The organism is Cereibacter ovatus, from assembly GCF_900207575.1.
GTDB lineage: Bacteria > Pseudomonadota > Alphaproteobacteria > Rhodobacterales > Rhodobacteraceae > Cereibacter_A > Cereibacter_A ovatus.
Window position 1 is genome coordinate 266,881 of sequence record NZ_OAOQ01000002.1, and the last position, 18,213, is coordinate 285,093.

An 18,213-nucleotide genomic window follows, 5' to 3' on the forward strand; every position below is an offset into this window, starting at 1 on the left:
GCGCGCGAAGCGATACGGGCCGGCGTCTCGCGTCATGGCGCTGTTCGCGCTGCGACCCACGCCCTTGAACCGACGAGGCCGGCCAATGGCCGGCCGCTCGGGCCCCGAAGGGTCTTTTATCCGGTCTGCCCGTCAGATCAGAGCTTCATCCCGAACATCTTGGCGAGGTCTTCATACGACATCAGCTTCTGGGGGGTGATCATCTTCAGCAGCGCGTCGAAGGCGGTGGTGTCGATTTCAGCCATCTGACCGAACAGTTCTTCGTTGGTCGGCAGTTTCTTCGGGGTCATCTGGTCGAGCATGTCGGTGAGGCCCATCGCCTTGGCATCGCCGAGTTCAGCGCCCTTGCCGAAGATTTCTTCGTTGGTGGGCAGTTTTTTCGGCGTCATGTCGGCCAGCATCGACGACATCGCCTTTTCCATATCAGACATAGTGCTCTCCTCTAACGGGCATAGAACTCATGATCAGACGCGCAACACGCCTCGGGACGATGCGGATGCACCTGCGGAGCCGAAGTTAGCACGGGTTGCGGCGTCCTCACGCACAAACCCGCAGTCCAAGGTGCGGCATACACTCGCACCGGCGCGCAGAAAGGCGGCATCCTGCCGGTTTTGCGGGACTTTTCCGCGATGTGCTTGCCTGCCGTCGTCCGTGGCGCTATCCGAGCCCGTTGCCCGATTCCCCGGCAGGAGTGCACGATGAGCCACCGTTTTCCCCTGCGAGTCTACTACGAGGACACCGACCTTGCGGGAATCGTCTACTATGCCAACTACCTGAAGTTCATCGAGCGTGGCCGCAGCGAATGGGTGCGAGAGCGGGGGGTGGATCAGTCCCGTCTGCGCGCCGAAACCGGGATCGTGTTCGCCGTCCGCCGGGTCGAGGCCGATTACCTGCGTCCCGCCCGTTTCGACGACCTGCTGGAGGTCGAAACCCGGCTGGTTTCGATCGGGGGGGCAAGTCTTGTGCTGGATCAGGACGTTCTGCGCGGCGACGAGCGGCTGTTCGCGGCCCGCGTGGTGATCGTCTGCCTGGATGCCCAGGGCCGCGCGGCGCGGCTTCCGGCGGAAGTTCGCCGGGCTTTTGCCTGAAAGGCCGCGCGGGGGCCGCGAAACCTGACGCAGATGTGTTGGCATTCCCCCTGAAAGACGGATAGAATCACTGTAATAACGGCCCCCAGAACGGCCCCAAGAGAGCAGGCAGATGGAAACGGAAACCCTCGCGATGGCGCAGGAGATTGATTTCTCCATGCTCGCCCTCTTTGCGCGTGCAACCCTTACGGTGAAGTTCGTGATGATCGCGCTGATCATCATGTCCTTCTGGTCCTGGGCCATCATCATCCAGAAGCACATCAGCTTCCGGCAGGCCCGGCGCGAGGCGGCGATCTTCGACCGCGCTTTCTGGTCGGGCGAGCCGCTGGACGAGCTGTTCGAAAGGCTGGGCCCCCAGCCCGAGGGCGCTTCGGAAAAGATCTTTGCCGCCGGGATGCTGGAATGGCGCCGCAGTCATCGCCATGACGGCGGGCTGATCGCGGGGGCGCAGTCGCGCATCGACCGTTCGATGGGGGTGGCGATCGACAAGGAAAGCGAACGGCTGAACGCGGGCCTGTCGTTTCTGGCGACCACCGGCTCGACCGCGCCGTTCATCGGCCTGTTCGGCACGGTCTGGGGGATCAAGCACGCCTTCGAACAGATCGCGATCTCGCAGAACACCAACCTTGCCGTGGTGGCGCCGGGCATCGCCGAGGCGCTTCTGGCCACCGCCTTCGGTCTGGTGGCCGCCATCCCGGCCGTGGTGTTCTACAACAAGCTGAACGCCGATTCCGAACGGATCATCGGCGGATACGAGGCGTTCTCGGACGAATTCGCCACCATCCTGTCGCGCCAGCTGGACGCGGCCTGAGAGATGGGCGCGGGGGTCATCAAAAAGGGCGGCGGGGGTCGTCGCGGGCGGCGTCGCGGCGCTTCGGCCGCGATGTCGGAAATCAACGTCACGCCTTTTGTCGACGTGATGCTGGTGCTGCTGATCATCTTCATGGTGGCGGCGCCGCTGCTGACGGTGGGCGTGCCGGTGAAACTGCCGGAAACCACGGCCAATGCCTTGCCGACCGAGCAGGAAGAACCCCTGACGATCACGCTGGTGGCCGATGGCCGGCTGATGATCCAGACCACCGAAACCTCTGAAGCGGATCTGATCCCGAAACTGCTGGCGATCGCGGCGGAACGCACCTCGAAAAAGGTGTTCCTGCGGGCCGACGGCTCGATCCCTTACGAGCGGGTGGCGCAGGTGATGGGCGCGCTGAACCGGGGCGGTTTTCAGGACATCGGGCTGGTGACGGATGTCGGCGGCCCGAGCTTCGGCGGAAGCGGCGGCTAGGCCCCACAGCATGAACAAGGGGGTCATCATCTCCGGCATCGGGCATTTCAGCCTGATCCTGTGGCTGTTGATCGGCGACTGGTTCTTCCGGCCCGATCATGCGCCCGAAGTTGCCGTCACCTCGGTCTCGCTGATGACGAGCGCCGAGTTCGATGCCATGACCTCTGCCGCCACCGCGCCGTCGGATGCGCCGCCGCAGCCCTCGGCCGAGCCGCCGCAGCCGGCGCCGCCGCCCGAAGAATCCGCGCCCGCGCCCGAGCCGGTGGCGGAACAGCCGCCCCCCCCTGCGCCCGAACCGCGGCCGGAACCCGCGCCCGCGCCCGATGCCGCGCCCACCGCGCCGGACATCGCGCCTGTGCCCGAGCCCGAAATCGCCGAAGCGCCAGAGCCGGTCGCCCCCCTTGCCGAAGTCGAGCAGCCGGTTCTGGTGCCGCAAAGCTCGCCGCGTCCGAAGCCCAAGCCCGCGCCGCGGGTGGCGCCGACCCCTGCCGAAGCCCCGGAACCCGAGGCCGAGATCGCCGAGGTTCCGACGCCTGCGGTGACGCCCGACGCGGAAAAGCCCGCCGAACAGGTGGTCGAGGAAAAGCCCCCCGCCGCCCCGCAAGAGGCCACGACCGAAATCGTGACCGAGGCCACGGAAACCGAAGAGGTGGCGCAACTGGCCCCCACCAGTTCGGTGCGCCCCCGCGTGAAGCCGAAAGCCGCCCGCGCGCCCGCCCCGGCCGAGGACAAGCCCACGCCGGCCGCCTCTGCCCGGTCCGATGCTGCCGCGTCGGAACCGGCCGAGAAGCCTGCCGAAAAACCGGCTGAAAAGCCTGCCAAATCGCGCGATGCGGTGGCCGATGCGCTGGCCGAGGCATTGGCCGGTGGTGGCGCCGACGAGTCCGCCTCTGAGACGCCTTCGGCCCCGGCGCGGTCGGGTCCGCCGATGACCAGCGGCGAAAAGGATGCTTTCCGCGTCGCGGTGCAGCAATGCTGGAACGTGGGCGCCCTGTCGACCGAGGCGCTTCAGACCACCGTCACCGTCGGCATGACCATCGCGCAGGACGGCAAGCCCGAAACCGGCACGATCCGCATGATCGATTCTTCCGGCGGCTCGGCTGACGGGGCGCGGCAGGCGTTCGAGGCCGCCCGGCGCGCGATCATTCGCTGCGGTTCCCGCGGCTTTCCGCTGCCTGCCGAGAAATATGACCAGTGGCGCGATGTCGAGATGGTGTTCAACCCGGAAGGGATGCGCATGAAATGACCCACGCCAGACCAACCCGCTTCCGGGCCCGTGCCCGGTCCCCCCGAACCCGGAGAGCATGAGGCTTCCATGACCCTGTTCAGACCCCTTGCCCCGCTGGGCCTTGCGCTGGCGCTGCTGCTGCCCGTGGTCCCGGCGGCGGCACAGAATGGCCCGCTGCGTATCGAGATCACCGAAGGCGTGATCGAACCCTTGCCCTTTGCCGTGCCGGATTTCGTGGCCGAGAATGGCGCGGCCTCGCAACTGGCGCAGGATATCGCGCGGGTGATCGCCTCGGATCTGGCCGGGACGGGCCTGTTCCGCGAGATCCCGGCCTCGGCCCATATCAGCCGGGTGACCAGCTTTGACGCGCCGGTGGCCTATGCCGACTGGAAGGCGATCAATGCGCAGGCGCTGCTGACCGGGGCGGTCTCGGCCTCGGGTGACCGGGTGGTGGTGAAGTTCCGCCTGTATGACGTGTTCTCGGACCAGCCGCTGGGCGAGGGGCTGCAATTCGCAGGCTCTGCCGCAGGCTGGCGGCGCATGGCGCACAAGGTGGCCGACGTGGCCTACAGCCGGATCACCGGCGAGGGCGGCTATTTCGACAGCCGCGTGGTCTTCGTGTCGGAAACGGGGCCGAAGAACGCCCGGGCCAAGCGGCTGGCGGTGATGGATTACGATGGCGCCAATGTGCAGTATCTGACGGATTCCTCGTCGATCGTGCTGGCGCCGCGGTTCTCGCCGCAGGGTGACCGCATCCTTTACACCTCTTATTCCTCGGGCTTTCCGCGCATTTATCTGATGGATGTGGGGTCGCTGTCGTCGCGGGGGCTGGCTGAACAGCCGGGCACCATGACCTTCGCGCCGCGCTTTGCCCCCGATGGCCGCACGGTCGCCTTTTCGCTGGAACAGGGCGGCAATACCGACATCTACACGCTGGACACCGCGTCTGGCACGCGGCGGCAGTTGACCAATTCGCCCTCGATCGAGACCGCGCCCAGCTTTTCGCCCGATGGCCGGCAGATCGTGTTCGAAAGCGACCGCTCGGGCGGGCAGCAGCTTTACATCATGTCGGCCGGCGGCGGCGAGCCGCGGCGGATCTCGAACGGGGCGGGCCGCTATGGCACCCCGGTCTGGTCGCCGCGTGGCGATCTGATCGCGTTCACCAAGCAGCATCAGGGCCGGTTCCACATCGGCGTCATGCGCACCGACGGGTCCGAGGAACGGCTGCTGACGGCCTCGTTCCTTGATGAAGGCCCGACCTGGGCACCGAACGGCCGCGTGCTGATGTTCACCCGCGAAGGCGCGGGGGCGGGCGGTCAGCCGGCGCTGTATTCGGTGGACATTTCCGGGCGCAACCTGAAGCGGGTGCCGCTGAGCGTGGCGGCCTCGGACCCGGCGTGGTCGCCGCTTCTGCCCTGACCGAGCCCCGGCCGCCGTTTGCCACGGCGGCCAAACCTGTTAACTTCGGCCGCAACGCGCCCGATCTGAGAAGGACTAACCGATGACGCATCTTCCGAAGGCCCTCCTTCTTCTGGCGGTCCTTGGCCTTGCCGCCTGTAACAACCCCGACCGCTATGGTGCCGGCGGCGCCGGTGGTGCGGCCGGTGCCGGCGGGCTTGGTGGCTATGGCGCGGGCGGGATCGACAGTTCCGCGCTGGGTGGCGCGAACGACCCGCGCTCGATCGCCTATTTCCAGCAGACGCTGGGCGACCGCGTGTTCTTCGCGGTGGACCAAAGCACGCTGTCGGACACCGCGCGGGCCACGCTGGACACCCAGTCGCAATGGCTGGCGCAGAACGCCGATTATGCCATCATCATCGAAGGTCATGCCGACGAACAGGGCACGCGGGAATACAACCTTGCGCTGGGCGCGCGTCGCGCCTCGGCGGTGCAGGATTACCTGATTTCCAAGGGCGTGGCGCCGTCGCGGATGCGCACCGTGTCCTATGGCAAGGAACGCCCGGTCGAGGTCTGCTCGACCGAGGACTGCTATGGCAAGAACCGGCGCGCCGTCACGGTGCTGTCGATGGGCGCGGGGGCCTGATCGGATGCGCCTGATCTGGGCCGCAGCCCTTGCGCTGGCGCCAATGTCTGTGGCGGCTCAGGACCGGGCGCAGACCTTGGCCGATATCAAGGCGGAACTCGGCCAGCTTCAGGCCGAGTTCAACGACCTGAAGCGGGAACTTGTCTCGACCGGCGCGGCCACCTCGGGCGCGGCGGGTGGGTCGGCGCTTCAACGGATGGACACAATGGAGGCGGCACTGGCGCAGGTCACCGCCAAGGCCGAAGAGTTGGAGTTGAAGATCAACCGCGTCGTCAAGGACGGGACGAACCGCGTGGGCGATCTGGAATTCCGTGTCTGCGAGCTGGAAGAGGGCTGCGATATCGGCGCCCTTGGCGAGACCAAGCCGCTGGGCGGCGAGGCGCCCGCGGCCGCAGTGGCAACCCCCGCGCCGGCCCCGGCTGCCGATGCGGGTGGGGCGGCGCTGGCCGTCTCGGAACAGGCCGACTTCGACCGGGCCCGGGAGGTGCTCGGTCAAGGTGACTTTCGCACCGCCGCGGACCTCTTTGCGACCTTTGCCGAGACCTACACGGGCGGCCCCCTGACCTACGAGGCGCATTACCTGCGCGGCGAAGCCCTGAGCAGTCTGGGCGAAACCGCCAATGCGGCGCGGTCCTATCTGGAAAGCTTTTCGGGGTCGCCAAACGGCCCGCGGGCGCCCGAGGCGCTGTTGAAGCTGGGCCGGGCGCTGGGCGACCTGCGCCAGACCCCCGAGGCGTGCGTCACGCTGGCCGAAGTCGGCACCCGCTTCCCCGGAAGCGCCGCCGCGTCAGAGGCTGTCGGTGCGATGCGGGCGCTTGGCTGCAACTGATGCCGCTGGTGCAGCGGTTCCTGAACGGCCCAGGGCTTGGCGATGTGCGGGCCCTGGGCATTGCCGTTTCCGGCGGGGGCGATTCGATGGCCCTGTTGCATCTGGCGGCCGAGGCCGGGATTGCCGCGCGGGCGGTGACGGTGGATCACGGCCTGCGCCCCGAAGCGGCGGCCGAGGCGGCCGAGGTGGCCCGCGTCTGCGCGGGTCTGGGTGTGCCGCATGACACCCTGCGCTGGCAGGGCTGGGACGGGCGCGGCAACCTTCAGGATCAGGCGCGGCGAGCCCGGTACGGGCTGATGGCCGATTGGGCGCGGGCGGCGGGGCTGGATGCGGTGGCGCTGGGCCATACCCGTGACGATGTGGCCGAAACCTTTCTGATGCGTCTTGCCCGCGGTGCCGGCGTGGACGGGCTGGCCGCGATGCAGGCCCGCCGCCGCCATGAAGGGATGCTGTGGCTGCGCCCGCTGTTGCGCTTTTCGCGGCACGACCTGCGCGAGGATCTGCGCCGTCGCGGTGCCGGCTGGATCGAAGATCCGTCGAACGAGAACCCCGCCTTTGATCGTGTGCGCATCCGCAAGGCCATGGCAGGGCTGGCCGATCTGGGGCTGGGGTGTGAACGGCTGGCGCAGGTGGCGGGGCATCTGGCCGATGTGCGCGCGGCGCTGGATCATCAGACCCGGCAGGCGGCGGGGCGGCTTGTCACGCTTGACCGCGGCGATGTGATCCTTGGTCACGAGGCGCTGACCCTGCCGGCCGAGATCTTGCGCCGGCTGTTGCGGCAGGCGGTGCAGTGGGTCGCCTCGGCGGAATATGGCCCGCGGGGGCCGTCGCTGGCACAGGCGACTGCGCGGCTGACCGAGGGGCGGGGCGTGACACTGCACGGCTGCCGCCTTGTGCTGCGCCGCGAAGGGTTGCGCATCTTCCGCGAATGGCAGGCGGTGCGGGGTGTGGTCTCGGCCACGGATGCGCCTTGGGATGGCAGGTGGCGACTGGAAGGCCCTGAAATCGCAGGGCAACAGGTGCGGGCGCTGGGTCCGCTGGGCCTGCTGTCCTGCCCGGACTGGCGGGCCTCGGGGATGCCGCGCACCAGCCTTCTGGCCTCGCCCGCGGTCTGGCTGGGCGACGTTCTTGTGGCTGCGCCGCTGGCGGGGAAGGCCAACGGATGGACAGCCAAGGCAGAGTCCTTGCGCAATGGCGATTTTCTTTCTCTACTATCGCATTGAACCACCCGCGCTAATCTCTATCTTAAGCGGCAAAGGCTGCGGGGCGTCCCGCGGTGGGACGCTGCAAGGAGACATTCGTGGGTAACGCGCGAAACATCGCATTCTGGGTGGTTCTGTTCCTGCTGATACTGGCGCTGTTCAACCTGTTCAGCGGCGGCCAGACCACAAGCAGTTCGCGCACCATCTCTTATTCCGAGTTCATCGGTCGCGTCGACAACGGCGAGGTCGCCTCGGTCACGCTGGATGGCGAACGGGTTCTGGTGCGCGGCAAGGATGGCACGCAGTTCGTGGCGATCAAGCCGCAGGGCGAGGAAGTGACCGACCGCCTGATCGCGCAGGGCGTCGAGGTCCGCGCCGAGGCGCAGGAACAGTCGGGCTTCTTCTCGCTGATCTCGCTCTGGCTGCTGTTCCTTGTGCTGATCGGGATCTGGATCTTCTTCATGAACCGGATGCAGGGCGGCGGCCGCGGCGGTGCCATGGGCTTTGGCAAAAGCCGGGCCAAGCTGCTGACCGAAAAACACGGCCGGGTGACCTTTGACGACGTGGCCGGCATCGACGAGGCCAAGGAAGAGCTGGAAGAGATCGTGGAATTCCTGCGCAACCCGCAGAAATTCAGCCGTCTCGGCGGCAAGATCCCCAAGGGCGCGCTGCTTGTCGGCCCGCCCGGCACGGGTAAGACCCTGCTGGCGCGTGCCATCGCGGGCGAGGCCGGGGTTCCGTTCTTCACCATTTCGGGGTCGGACTTCGTGGAAATGTTCGTGGGTGTCGGCGCCAGCCGCGTCCGCGACATGTTCGAACAGGCCAAGAAGAACGCGCCCTGCATCGTCTTCATCGACGAGATCGACGCCGTGGGCCGTGCGCGTGGCGTGGGCATCGGCGGCGGCAACGATGAACGCGAACAGACGCTGAACCAGCTTCTGGTCGAGATGGACGGGTTCGAGGCCAACGAAGGCGTCATCATCGTTGCCGCGACCAACCGCAAGGACGTGCTCGACCCGGCGCTGCTGCGCCCCGGCCGCTTTGACCGCACGATCCATGTGCCGAACCCCGACATCAAGGGGCGCGAGAAGATCCTTGGCGTTCACGCCCGCAAGGTGCCGCTGGGGCCGAACGTCGATCTGCGCCTGATCGCGCGCGGCACGCCGGGCTTTTCCGGCGCCGACCTGATGAACCTTGTGAACGAGGCTGCCCTGCTGGCCGCCCGCGTCGGCCGTCGCTTTGTCACGATGGAAGATTTCGAGAACGCCAAGGACAAGGTGATGATGGGGGCCGAGCGGCGCTCGATGGTGCTGACCGCCGACCAGAAGGAAAAGACCGCCTATCACGAGGCCGGTCACGCCATCGTCGGCATGAACCTGTCCAAGTGCGATCCGGTCTACAAGGCCACGATCATCCCGCGCGGTGGTGCGCTGGGCATGGTGGTCAGCCTGCCCGAGATGGACCGGCTGAACATGCACAAGGACGAAGGCAAGCAGAAGATCGCCATGACCATGGCCGGCAAGGCCGCCGAGATCATCAAATATGGTGAGGAAGCGGTGTCTTCCGGCCCGGCGGGCGACATTCAGCAGGCGTCGTCGCTGGCCCGCGCGATGGTGATGCGCTGGGGCATGTCGGATGCGGTCGGCAACATCGACTATGCCGAGGCGCACGAAGGCTATCAGGGCAACACCGCGGGCTTCTCGGTCTCGGCCGAGACCAAGAAGCTGATCGAATCGGAAGTGAAGCGCCTGATCGACGAGGGTTATCAGACTGCCTATCGCATCCTGACCGAGAAGGCCGAGGATTTCGAACGGCTGGCCAAGGGCCTTCTGGAATACGAGACGCTGACCGGCGACCAGATCCGCCGCGTCATCGCGGGCGAGCCGATCGATTCCGACGACGATACCGACCGCCCGGTTGGGGGGGGCTCGATCTCGGCGATCCCGAAGACCCGGCCCAAGGTGATCAAGGCGGATGGCGGGTTCGAACCCTCGGTCTGACCTGCGCGCAGGCGCAGACTGGAACCCCGAGACCTATGGCAGGTTTCGGGGTTTTCGTCTGCGACCCGCGCTGGATCTGCTGACGCGGGTGGGCGATCTGCCGCCCGGCGATGTCGTGGATCTGGGTTGCGGCGCGGGGGCTGTCGGGGCGGCGCTGCGTAGCCGCTGGCCGGATCGGCGGATCGTCGGCGTCGATTCCTCGCCCGCGATGCGGGCCGAAGGCCGCGCCACCGGCGCCTATGATGCGATTTTCGAAACCGACATCGCGCAGTGGCAGCCGCAAACCCCGCCGGCGCTGATCTTTTCAAATGCCGCGCTGCATTGGCTGCCCGATCACGACCAGCTTATGCCGCAGCTTGCGCGGCGTCTGGCGCCGGGTGGGGTGCTTGCGGTGCAGATGCCGCGGCAGTATGGGGCGCCCTCGCACCGATTTCTGCGCGATATCGCCGCCGCCATGTTCCCCGACCGTTTCCAGCACGAAGATGCACCGCCGGTCTCGTCCGCTCAGGCCTACTGGGCCAGCCTGTCGCCTCTGGGCGCGGTCGACGCATGGGAGACCGACTATCTTCAGCATCTTGGCCCCGCCGACGGCGCCCATCCGGTGCGCCGCTTCACTGAATCGACAGCGATGCGGCCGTTTCTGGCGAAGCTTTCGCCCTCAGAGGCCGAGACCTTCGCCGCTGCCTATGACGCGGCGCTGTCGGCGGCCTATCCGCTGCTGCCGGATGGTGGAACGCTGTTGCCGTTCCGGCGCTGTTTCTTTGTCCTGACCGGCCGGGTTTAACCGCGGCCCACCCATCTTCAACAAGCCCGCGCTGGCGGGCAAAGGAAGTCTGTTGATGAAGACCCCAAGTCCTTCGGTCGTGCTTGCGACCTCTGCGACCCTGACCCTTGTCATGTTGGGCTGGAATCTGGTGTTTCTCGAAAGTCTCGACCGCTTCTTCAAGGAAGGCGCCGGGGTCGAGATGGTGACTGTCATCCTGCTGGGCCTTGCGATCCTGTTCTGGTTCTGGACAAGGGGCCTCGGCGCGGGGCTGGCGGCGTGGCACATCCCCCTTCTGCTGGCGCTGTTTGCGATGCGCGAACTGGATTTCGACAAGCGGTTCACCGAACAGGGCGTGCTGAAGCTGCGCTACTATACCGGCCCCGGCCCGTTCTCGGAAAAGATCGTCGGCATTCTTGTGATCGGCGTCATCCTTGCGGTGGTCTGGGCGTTGCTGCGGCGGAACCTGCGCGACTGGCTGGCCCGGCTTGCCCGGCGCGAAACCGGCGCCTGGCTGGTGGCCGCGGCGATTCTGGTCGTCGGTGTGGCGAAATCCATCGACGGGCTGGACCGCAAACTTGCGCCGCTGGGGATCGATGTTCCCGCCATCGTCGCGCAGCGGTCGGGCCGGATCGAGGAGCTGCTGGAACTGGCCTTCGTGCTGCTTCTGATCCAGGCCATCGCCTGCGCCCGACGTCGCGCTTGACGCAGCCGGTGCTTGCCCTGCCCTATGGTCGGTGAAAGGGGCGCGCAGCCGCCCCGCAGCAGCGACGGAGGGGGCATGACGTTCCGGACTGACATCGAGATCGCACGCGCGGCGCAGAAGCAGCCGATCCAGAAGATCGGTGCCCGGCTGGGCATCCCGGCCGAGGATCTGATCCCCTACGGCCACGACAAGGCCAAGGTCTCGCAGACCTTCATCCGCGGGCTTGAGGGCCGCCCCGAGGGCAAGCTGATCCTTGTCACCGCGATCAACCCGACGCCTGCGGGCGAGGGCAAGACCACGACCACCGTGGGTCTTGGTGACGGGCTGAACCGGATCGGCAAGCGCGCGGTCATCTGCATCCGCGAGGCCAGCCTTGGCCCGAACTTCGGCATGAAGGGCGGCGCCGCGGGGGGCGGACTGTCCCAGGTCGTGCCGATGGAGGATATGAACCTTCACTTCACCGGCGATTTTCACGCGATCACCTCAGCACACAATCTGCTGTCCGCGATGATCGACAATCACATCTACTGGGGCAACGATCTGGGGCTGGATGCCCGCCGGATCACCTGGCGCCGGGTGATGGACATGAACGACCGTGCGCTGCGCGACATCGTGGTGAACCTGGGCGGTGTCGCCAACGGCTTCCCGCGCGAAACCGGCTTTGACATCACCGTGGCCTCGGAAATCATGGCGATCCTGTGCCTGTCCGAGGATCTGGCCGATCTGGAGTGGCGCCTGGGAAATATCGTCGTGGGCTACCGCCGCGACCGCTCGCCGGTGTTCTGTCGTGATCTGAAAGCCGATGGCGCCATGGCGGTGCTGCTGAAGGATGCGATGCAGCCGAACCTTGTGCAGACCATCGAGAACAACCCTGCCTTCGTCCATGGCGGGCCGTTCGCCAATATCGCCCATGGCTGCAACTCGGTCATTGCCACCCGCACCGCGTTGCGGCTGGCCGATTATGTGGTGACGGAAGCCGGCTTTGGCGCGGATCTGGGCGCCGAGAAGTTTTTTGACATCAAGTGCCGCAAGGCGGGGCTGAAGCCTTCGGCTGCGGTGGTGGTGGCCACGATCCGGGCGCTGAAGATGAACGGCGGGGTGGCCAAGGCCGATCTGGGGCAAGAGGATGTGGCCGCGGTGAAACGCGGCTGCCCGAACCTTGGCCGTCACATCGCCAATGTGAAGGGCTTTGGCGTGCCGGTGGTGGTGGCGATCAACCATTTCGCCGGCGACACCGAAGCCGAGATCGCCGCTGTCCGTGCCTATGTCGCCGCGCAGGGTGCCGAGGCGATCCTGTGCCGGCACTGGGCCGAAGGCTCGGCCGGGATCGAGGATCTGGCCCACAGGGTCGTGCAACTGGCCGAGACGCCTTCGATGTTCGCGCCGCTCTATCCCGATGACATGCCGCTTTTCGAGAAGATGGAGACGGTCGCAAGGCGCATCTATCATGCCCATGAGGTGATCGCCGACCATGTGATCCGCGACCAGTTGCGGGCTTGGGAGGCGGCGGGTTACGGGACGCTGCCGGTATGCATCGCCAAGACGCAATACAGCTTCACCACCGACCCGGCGATCCTGGGCGCCCCCGAGGGCCACGCCGTCCCGGTGCGAGAGGTGCGGCTGTCGGCGGGGGCGGGCTTTGTGGTGGCGATCTGCGGCGAGATCCGCACCATGCCGGGCCTGCCGCGCACGCCTGCGGCCGAGGTGATCCGGCTGAACGATCAGGGTCTGATCGAGGGGCTGTTCTGACGGTGCATTTCGCCCCCTTGACCTTGGGGGGGGCACTGGCCGAAACCGGGGCCGGAACCACGGACGAGGACCAAGGTGCGAGCCCCGGAAGACTGCCACTCGATGGAAGAGCTGCGTGCGATGATCGACGCGCTGGATGCGCAGATCGTCAGCGCGCTTGCCTGCCGCGCCGGCTATATCGACCGCGCTGCCGAGATCAAGACCGACATCGGCCTGCCCGCCCGCATCGATTCGCGCGTCGAAGAGGTGGTGCGCAACGTGCGCGTCCGCGCCATGGCCGAGGGCCTTGACCCCGCGCTGATCGAGACGCTGTGGCGGATCCTGATCGACTGGTCGATCGCCCGCGAGGAAGAGGTTCTGGGGCCGGACGCCCCTTCGGAGGGAACGGAATGACGGCGGTTCTGATCGACGGCAAGGCTTTCGCGGCGCGGGTGCGGGCAGAGGTGGCAGGCCATGTGGCGCGGCTGAAGGCCGACCATGGGCTGACGCCGGGATTGGCGGTGGTTCTGGTGGGCGAAGACCCGGCGTCGCAGGTCTATGTCGGCGCCAAGGGCAAGCAGACGGTCGAAGTCGGCATGGCCTCTTTCGAACACAAGCTGCCGGCCGAGACATCGGAAGCCGATCTGCTGGCGCTGATCCGGCGGCTGAATGACGATCCGGAAGTTCACGGCATTCTCGTGCAGTTGCCGCTGCCTTCGCATCTGAATTCCGATCTGGTCATCAATGCGATCGACCCGGCAAAGGATGTCGATGGCTTTCACATTTCGAACGTCGGCCGGCTGGGGACGGGGCAGAAAAGCATGGTGCCCTGCACGCCGCTGGGGTGCCTGATGATGCTGCGCGACCATCTGGGCAAGCTTGCGGGGCTGAATGCCGTGGTGGTGGGGCGTTCGAACATCGTGGGCAAGCCGATGGCGCAACTGCTGCTGGGCGACAGCTGCACCGTCACCATTGCCCATTCGCGCACGAAGGATCTGGCGGCGGTCTGCCGCGGCGCCGATATCCTTGTGGCCGCGGTCGGCCGCCCCGAGATGATCACCGGCGATTATGTGAAGCCCGGCGCCACCGTGATCGACGTGGGCATCAACCGGATTCAGCGCGACGGCAAATCAAAGCTGGTGGGCGATGTCGATTTCGCCTCGGCGGTGCAGGTGGCGGGGGCGATCACGCCGGTTCCGGGCGGGGTGGGGCCGATGACCATCGCCTGCCTGCTGGCCAATACCCTGACCGCCTGCTGCCGTGCCAATGGCCTGCCCGAGCCGCAGGGCCTGACCGCCTGAGTCGCGCCCCGCGCCGGGCCGTGCTTGCCCTGCGTCACACGGCGGGGTTGAATGCCTCTCGCCTGACCTGTAGCGACGATCCATTCGTTCAGGTCATGGCGGAGGCTTTCTTGCCCTTCACACGCCTTTATTCCCAGTGTTTTGCCGCCCCGCTGCCCTGGGTAGTCTGGGCGGCCCTTTCGGTCGGGCTGGCCGTTTCCGGCCCGTTCGGCAGCTATCACCACCTGTCCCTGCCCGAACGCCTGCTGTTCTGGAGCGCGCTTGTCGGGCTGACGCTGACCTTCGGTCTGGCGCTGCGGGTCTGGTTTGCGGCGCGGGGCTTGCGCGACCTGCGCCGCGGCGCGGGGCTTGCGCTGTCGGTGGCGGGGCTGCTGACATTGCCGGTCTGGGCGCTGTTGCGGCTGTGGCTGGCCGAGGCCGCACCCACCGCTTTCGAGGTGGCGCCGGCACTGTTCTGCGCCGGTCTGGGTCTGTCGGCCTTCCGGCTGCACGACTTTCCGCCCCCCGCCGAGGGCCAGCCCCGGCTGCTGCACCGGATGGACCCCGCGGCCCGCGGCGATCTGGTCTCGATCACGGTGCGCGACCATTATGTGGACATCGTGACCAGTGCCGGCCCCTCCAGCCTGCTGATGCGGTTTTCCGATGCGATCGAGGAAACCCTTGGCGTGCCGGGCGCGCAGGTTCACCGCTCGCATTGGGTGGCGTGGGACGCGGTGACGGGCGTCGAGCGCGAGCCGGGAAAGCTGTTCCTGATCCTGACCGACGGCAGCCGCATCCCGGTCAGCCGGGCTCATCGCGACAAACTGGAAGAGCGTGGCCTGATCTGAGGCGCGGTGCGCGGCATCGGCACCGCAAGCGCCTTTGGCCCGGTCAGAATCGCCAGCGCGCCGGGCCGCATCAGCGAAACCAGTGCCGGGTCGTGGCACCAGAGGCCGCCGGTATAGGCGCCGTAGGCGGGCAGGATCAGCCGGGCCTCGTCCAGCAGGAAACAGGGCCGCGCCCGGCCGGCAAGGGCACATTTCGGGTGGTAATGGCCGGATACTTCGGCCTCGGCCTCGGCCTCGGCGATGTGGCGGAAGGTCAGCGGGCCGATCCGCGCTTCGGCCCGGTGGGTGCCGCCGCAGCCGGTGGGGGCGGGGTCGTGATTGCCCAGAACCCAGATCCAGTCGCGCCCTGCCATCAACCGCAGCAGCCACAGCCGTTCGTCCTCTGGCAGCGTCCCGGCCGCGGCCAGGTCGTCGAACGAATCGCCAAGGCACAGCACGCCGGTCGCCCCGGTCGCCTCGATATCGCCATCAAGCCGGGCCAGCGTCGCCCGCGTTTCATAGGGCGGCAACAAGGTTCCGCCGCGGCGCGCGATGCGCAGCGCCTTGCCCAGATGCAGGTCCGACACGCACAGCAGGCGCCGGTCCGGCCACCACAGCGCGCCAGAGGGCAGGGCGATCAGGGCTGCGCCCGCAAGCGTGAAGGGATGGCCTGTCATGGCCCGTTCCTGCCCCGGCGGCCGGTGCGGCGCAAGCCCGGACCGACGGCGGGCGTCGGCGTCGTCCGGGTCACACCGCCATGAAGCTGAAAATGGCTGCGCCCCGCTGCACCGGCGGGGATGACCATCGGGCGTGGGTCAGCCCAGCCCCGCCGCGGCCATCAGGGCGGCGGCCTGATCCTCCATCAGCCGTTGGCGGCCGGCGCCCTCGATCGGAACCCGCCCCATTTCAAGCATCAGCGGCGCCGCCAGCGGCGTGACGCGCGGCAGGCGCACACAATCGATCCGGCCGCCGATCCGGGCCAGCATCTCCTCGATCCGGCCGAAATCGACAAGGCCGCGCTCGGCTTCCTCGCGGGTGATGGCCAGCAGCAGGTGGCCGGGGTCATGGCGCAGCAGCGTGTCGTAAAGGATGTCCGACGAAAAGGTGGCCTGCCGCCCGCTGCGGCGCTGGCCCATATGCCTGCGCTCGATCAACCCGGCGATGGTGGCCGAGGCGCGGAAGGTCCGTTTCATCACCGCATTGCCGGCCAGCCAGCCCTCCAACCCGTCGCGCAGGCGGGTGGGATCGAACAGCGGTGCCGGGTCTGTCACCGCCTCAAGGCCCCAGATCAGCGTGGCGTAATCGGTCGCGACGAAGCCCAGCGGATCAAGGCGCTGTTCCTCCATTCTCTTTGTGAGAAGAAGGCCCAGCGTCTGCTGCGCGTTCCGTCCGGCAAAGCCATAGATCGCCAGATGTTCGCGCCCGTCATGGGGAAAGCTTTCCACCAGCAGCCGGTCGGCCCGCGGCAGGCACGAGACCTTGCGTTGCAGCGCCAGCCAGTCGGCGGTGTGGTCAGGCAGATCCGGCCAGCGCGATTGTTGGAAAAGGTCAAGAATCCGGTGGGTCAGCAGGGTCGATGTGGCGAATTTTGTTCCATTGAACACGGCCACCCGTGGATCGCGGCCGGGGGATCGGCTGACCTCGACGGTCATTTCGTGCAGCCCTTCATAGCGCACGACCTGCCCGGCCATCAGGAAGGTGTCGCCGGGGGTCAGGGTGGCGGCAAAGCTTTCCTCGATCTCGCCAAGGGGGGCGCCGCCGCGGCCGCGCAGTCTGACCTTGAGCGTTTCGGTGTCGATGATGGTGCCGATGTTCATGCGGATCGCCTGCGCGCTGCGCGGATCGCGCAACTGCCACTGGCCATCGCGCAGCATGATCCGGCGCCAGCGGTCATAGGCGCGCAGCGCATAGCCGCCGGTGGCTGCGAAATCGAGGCAGGCATCGAAAGCGGGCCGCGACAGGCCGGCATAGGGGCCGGCGGTGGTGACTTCGGCATAAAGCGCATCGGCGCCGAAAGGCCCCGCCGCGGCGGTGACAAGGATGTGCTGGCACAGCACATCGCGCGGGCCGGGGCCACGCGGTTCGCCATCCAGCGTGCGGTCGCGCACGGCCTGAAGGGCTGCCAGACATTCCACCACCTCGAAGCGGTTGGCGGGTACCAGCAGCGCCTTGGACGGGGCGTTGTAGCGGTGGTTCGCCCGCCCGATGCGCTGCACAAGGCGTTTCACGTTCTTTGGCGCGCCAACCTGAATGACCAGATCGACATCCCCCCAGTCGATCCCCAGATCAAGCGATCCGGTGCAGACGATGGCGCGCAACGCGCCCGCGACCATCGCCGCCTCGACCCGTTCGCGGGTTTCGCGCGACAGCGACCCATGGTGGATGCCGATCGGCAGGGCGTCCTCGTTTGCCAGCCATAGCGCGTGGAAGAACAGTTCGGCCTGTGCGCGGGTGTTGTGGAAAATCAGCGTGGTGCGGTGGCGGCGGACCTGATCCAGCACTTCGGGGATGGCGTGGCGCCCGCCACCACCGGCCCAGGGCGGCGGGGTTTCGGTGTCCAGAATGGCGATGTCGGGATCGGGGCCGGGGTCGGCGGTCAGCACCGCGCAGGGCTGCGGGTGGCACGCCAGAAACCGCCCCAGCGCGGGCGGGTCTTCCACCGTAGCCGACAGCCCCACCCGCCGCAGGCCGGGCGCCAGCCGTTCCAGCCGCGCAAGGCACAGCATCAGCTGATCGCCGCGCTTTGACTCGGCCAGCGCGTGGATCTCGTCGACGATCACCCGTTGCAGCCCGGCGAAGATCCGCGGCGCATCGGGCCAGGACAGCAGCAGCGCAAGGCTTTCCGGCGTGGTCAGCAGGATGTGCGGCGGATCGGCGCGCTGGCGGCGGCGGATGTGGGCGCCGGTGTCGCCGGTGCGGTCCTCGACCCGGATCGCAAGGCCGGCGCCCTCGATCGGGGCGCCAAGGTTGCGGCGGATGTCGGCCGCCAGCGCCTTCAGTGGCGAAATGTACAAAGTGTGCAAGCCCGGCCCCGGTTTTGGCCCCAGTTCGGCCAGTGTCGGCAGGAATCCTGCAAGCGTCTTGCCGCAGCCGGTGGGCGCCACCAGCAGCAGGGACGGTTCGTCCGCGCGGTCCAGCATCGCCTGTTGATGCGGATGCAGCCGCCATCCGCGCGCGGCGATCCAGTCGGCAAGGGGGGGTGGCAGACGGCTCATCCGCCAAGGATAGGGTGG

General features: G+C 67.5%; 18 protein-coding genes. 15 read left to right on the forward strand and 3 right to left on the reverse strand.

What is annotated here, in order from left to right; all coding sequences use genetic code 11:
* Nucleotides 1–137: 137 nt before the first annotated feature.
* On the reverse strand, nt 138–410 hold the full coding sequence (locus tag CRO07_RS03525; protein WP_235840921.1) for a hypothetical protein: 273 nt from the start codon (nt 408–410) through the stop codon (nt 138–140).
* A gap of 288 nt (nt 411–698) precedes the next feature.
* Between CRO07_RS03525 and ybgC the strand changes: the two genes are divergently transcribed.
* The 15 genes from ybgC (at nt 699) to CRO07_RS03600 (ending at nt 15,001) form a co-directional block, all read left to right on the forward strand.
* Complete coding sequence (gene ybgC / locus CRO07_RS03530; protein ID WP_097029301.1) at nt 699–1,088, forward strand: tol-pal system-associated acyl-CoA thioesterase; 390 nt, start codon at nt 699–701, stop codon at nt 1,086–1,088.
* Between the two features lie 112 nt (nt 1,089–1,200).
* A complete protein-coding gene (gene tolQ / locus CRO07_RS03535; protein WP_097029302.1) occupies nt 1,201–1,899 on the forward strand; it encodes a protein TolQ in 699 nt (232 codons plus the stop codon).
* A 3-nt stretch (nt 1,900–1,902) separates the two neighbouring features.
* Nucleotides 1,903–2,373: a protein TolR gene (tolR, locus tag CRO07_RS03540; protein ID WP_097029303.1), complete on the forward strand. Its 471-nt coding sequence runs from the start codon at nt 1,903–1,905 to the stop codon at nt 2,371–2,373.
* Between the two features lie 10 nt (nt 2,374–2,383).
* A complete protein-coding gene (locus tag CRO07_RS03545) occupies nt 2,384–3,619 on the forward strand; it encodes a cell envelope biogenesis protein TolA (RefSeq protein ID WP_097029304.1) in 1,236 nt (411 codons plus the stop codon).
* A gap of 69 nt (nt 3,620–3,688) precedes the next feature.
* Entirely contained in the window at nt 3,689–5,020 is a 1,332-nt protein-coding gene (tolB, locus tag CRO07_RS03550) for a Tol-Pal system beta propeller repeat protein TolB (RefSeq protein ID WP_097029305.1), read from the forward strand.
* 82 nt (nt 5,021–5,102) lie between these two features.
* Nucleotides 5,103–5,645 (forward strand): peptidoglycan-associated lipoprotein Pal, encoded by a 543-nt coding sequence (gene pal / locus CRO07_RS03555; protein WP_097029306.1) that lies wholly within the window; start codon nt 5,103–5,105, stop codon nt 5,643–5,645.
* Nucleotides 5,646–5,649: 4 nt separating this feature from the next.
* Nucleotides 5,650–6,474, forward strand: a complete 825-nt coding sequence (ybgF, locus tag CRO07_RS03560) for a tol-pal system protein YbgF (RefSeq protein WP_097029307.1) — start codon at nt 5,650–5,652, stop codon at nt 6,472–6,474.
* A complete protein-coding gene (gene tilS / locus CRO07_RS03565; protein WP_097029308.1) occupies nt 6,474–7,697 on the forward strand; it encodes a tRNA lysidine(34) synthetase TilS in 1,224 nt (407 codons plus the stop codon). Before ybgF ends, tilS begins: the two co-directional genes overlap by 1 nt.
* A gap of 77 nt (nt 7,698–7,774) precedes the next feature.
* Nucleotides 7,775–9,676, forward strand: a complete 1,902-nt coding sequence (gene ftsH, locus CRO07_RS03570; RefSeq protein WP_097029309.1) for an ATP-dependent zinc metalloprotease FtsH — start codon at nt 7,775–7,777, stop codon at nt 9,674–9,676.
* Nucleotides 9,651–10,460 (forward strand): methyltransferase domain-containing protein, encoded by an 810-nt coding sequence (locus tag CRO07_RS03575; RefSeq protein WP_097029310.1) that lies wholly within the window; start codon nt 9,651–9,653, stop codon nt 10,458–10,460. Before ftsH ends, CRO07_RS03575 begins: the two co-directional genes overlap by 26 nt.
* 55 nt (nt 10,461–10,515) lie before the next feature.
* Nucleotides 10,516–11,145, forward strand: a complete 630-nt coding sequence (locus tag CRO07_RS03580) for a hypothetical protein (RefSeq protein ID WP_097029311.1) — start codon at nt 10,516–10,518, stop codon at nt 11,143–11,145.
* A gap of 75 nt (nt 11,146–11,220) precedes the next feature.
* The gene (locus CRO07_RS03585) at nt 11,221–12,894 is read left to right on the forward strand and encodes a formate--tetrahydrofolate ligase (protein ID WP_097029312.1); all 1,674 of its coding nucleotides are present in this window, start codon (nt 11,221–11,223) and stop codon (nt 12,892–12,894) included.
* Nucleotides 12,895–12,969: 75 nt separating this feature from the next.
* On the forward strand, nt 12,970–13,287 hold the full coding sequence (locus CRO07_RS03590; RefSeq protein WP_097029313.1) for a chorismate mutase: 318 nt from the start codon (nt 12,970–12,972) through the stop codon (nt 13,285–13,287).
* Nucleotides 13,284–14,174, forward strand: coding sequence for a bifunctional methylenetetrahydrofolate dehydrogenase/methenyltetrahydrofolate cyclohydrolase FolD (folD, locus tag CRO07_RS03595; RefSeq protein WP_097029314.1), 891 nt, complete (start codon nt 13,284–13,286; stop codon nt 14,172–14,174). The genes CRO07_RS03590 and folD overlap by 4 nt, the downstream gene beginning before the upstream one ends.
* 110 nt (nt 14,175–14,284) lie before the next feature.
* Nucleotides 14,285–15,001 carry a LytTR family DNA-binding domain-containing protein gene (locus CRO07_RS03600; RefSeq protein WP_097029477.1) on the forward strand — a complete coding sequence of 239 codons (717 nt, stop codon included), beginning with the start codon at nt 14,285–14,287 and terminating at the stop codon, nt 14,999–15,001.
* On the opposite strand, the gene pdeM is transcribed toward CRO07_RS03600, so the two are convergent.
* Entirely contained in the window at nt 14,965–15,657 is a 693-nt protein-coding gene (gene pdeM, locus CRO07_RS03605) for a ligase-associated DNA damage response endonuclease PdeM (RefSeq protein ID WP_097029315.1), read from the reverse strand. The genes CRO07_RS03600 and pdeM overlap by 37 nt on opposite strands.
* Before the next feature lie 138 nt (nt 15,658–15,795).
* The gene (locus tag CRO07_RS03610) at nt 15,796–18,195 is read right to left on the reverse strand and encodes a ligase-associated DNA damage response DEXH box helicase (RefSeq protein ID WP_097029316.1); all 2,400 of its coding nucleotides are present in this window, start codon (nt 18,193–18,195) and stop codon (nt 15,796–15,798) included.
* Nucleotides 18,196–18,213 lie beyond the last annotated feature (18 nt).

What these genes read in the sequence shown, in the direction of transcription:
- CRO07_RS03585 (WP_097029312.1), top strand. Translation starts at nt 11,221, where the DNA reads ATGACGTTCCGGACTGACATCGAGATCGCACGCGCGGCGCAGAAGCAG.
- tolR (WP_097029303.1), top strand. Translation starts at nt 1,903, where the DNA reads ATGGGCGCGGGGGTCATCAAAAAGGGCGGCGGGGGTCGTCGCGGGCGG.
- CRO07_RS03610 (WP_097029316.1), bottom strand. Translation starts at nt 18,195, where the DNA reads ATGAGCCGTCTGCCACCCCCCCTTGCCGACTGGATCGCCGCGCGCGGA.
- folD (WP_097029314.1), top strand. Translation starts at nt 13,284, where the DNA reads ATGACGGCGGTTCTGATCGACGGCAAGGCTTTCGCGGCGCGGGTGCGG.
- CRO07_RS03545 (WP_097029304.1), top strand. Translation starts at nt 2,384, where the DNA reads ATGAACAAGGGGGTCATCATCTCCGGCATCGGGCATTTCAGCCTGATC.
- ybgC (WP_097029301.1), top strand. Translation starts at nt 699, where the DNA reads ATGAGCCACCGTTTTCCCCTGCGAGTCTACTACGAGGACACCGACCTT.
- CRO07_RS03525 (WP_235840921.1), bottom strand. Translation starts at nt 410, where the DNA reads ATGTCGTCGATGCTGGCCGACATGACGCCGAAAAAACTGCCCACCAAC.
- CRO07_RS03575 (WP_097029310.1), top strand. Translation starts at nt 9,651, where the DNA reads ATGGCGGGTTCGAACCCTCGGTCTGACCTGCGCGCAGGCGCAGACTGG.
- tilS (WP_097029308.1), top strand. Translation starts at nt 6,474, where the DNA reads ATGCCGCTGGTGCAGCGGTTCCTGAACGGCCCAGGGCTTGGCGATGTG.
- tolB (WP_097029305.1), top strand. Translation starts at nt 3,689, where the DNA reads ATGACCCTGTTCAGACCCCTTGCCCCGCTGGGCCTTGCGCTGGCGCTG.
- CRO07_RS03580 (WP_097029311.1), top strand. Translation starts at nt 10,516, where the DNA reads ATGAAGACCCCAAGTCCTTCGGTCGTGCTTGCGACCTCTGCGACCCTG.
- tolQ (WP_097029302.1), top strand. Translation starts at nt 1,201, where the DNA reads ATGGAAACGGAAACCCTCGCGATGGCGCAGGAGATTGATTTCTCCATG.
- pdeM (WP_097029315.1), bottom strand. Translation starts at nt 15,657, where the DNA reads ATGACAGGCCATCCCTTCACGCTTGCGGGCGCAGCCCTGATCGCCCTG.
- pal (WP_097029306.1), top strand. Translation starts at nt 5,103, where the DNA reads ATGACGCATCTTCCGAAGGCCCTCCTTCTTCTGGCGGTCCTTGGCCTT.
- ybgF (WP_097029307.1), top strand. Translation starts at nt 5,650, where the DNA reads ATGCGCCTGATCTGGGCCGCAGCCCTTGCGCTGGCGCCAATGTCTGTG.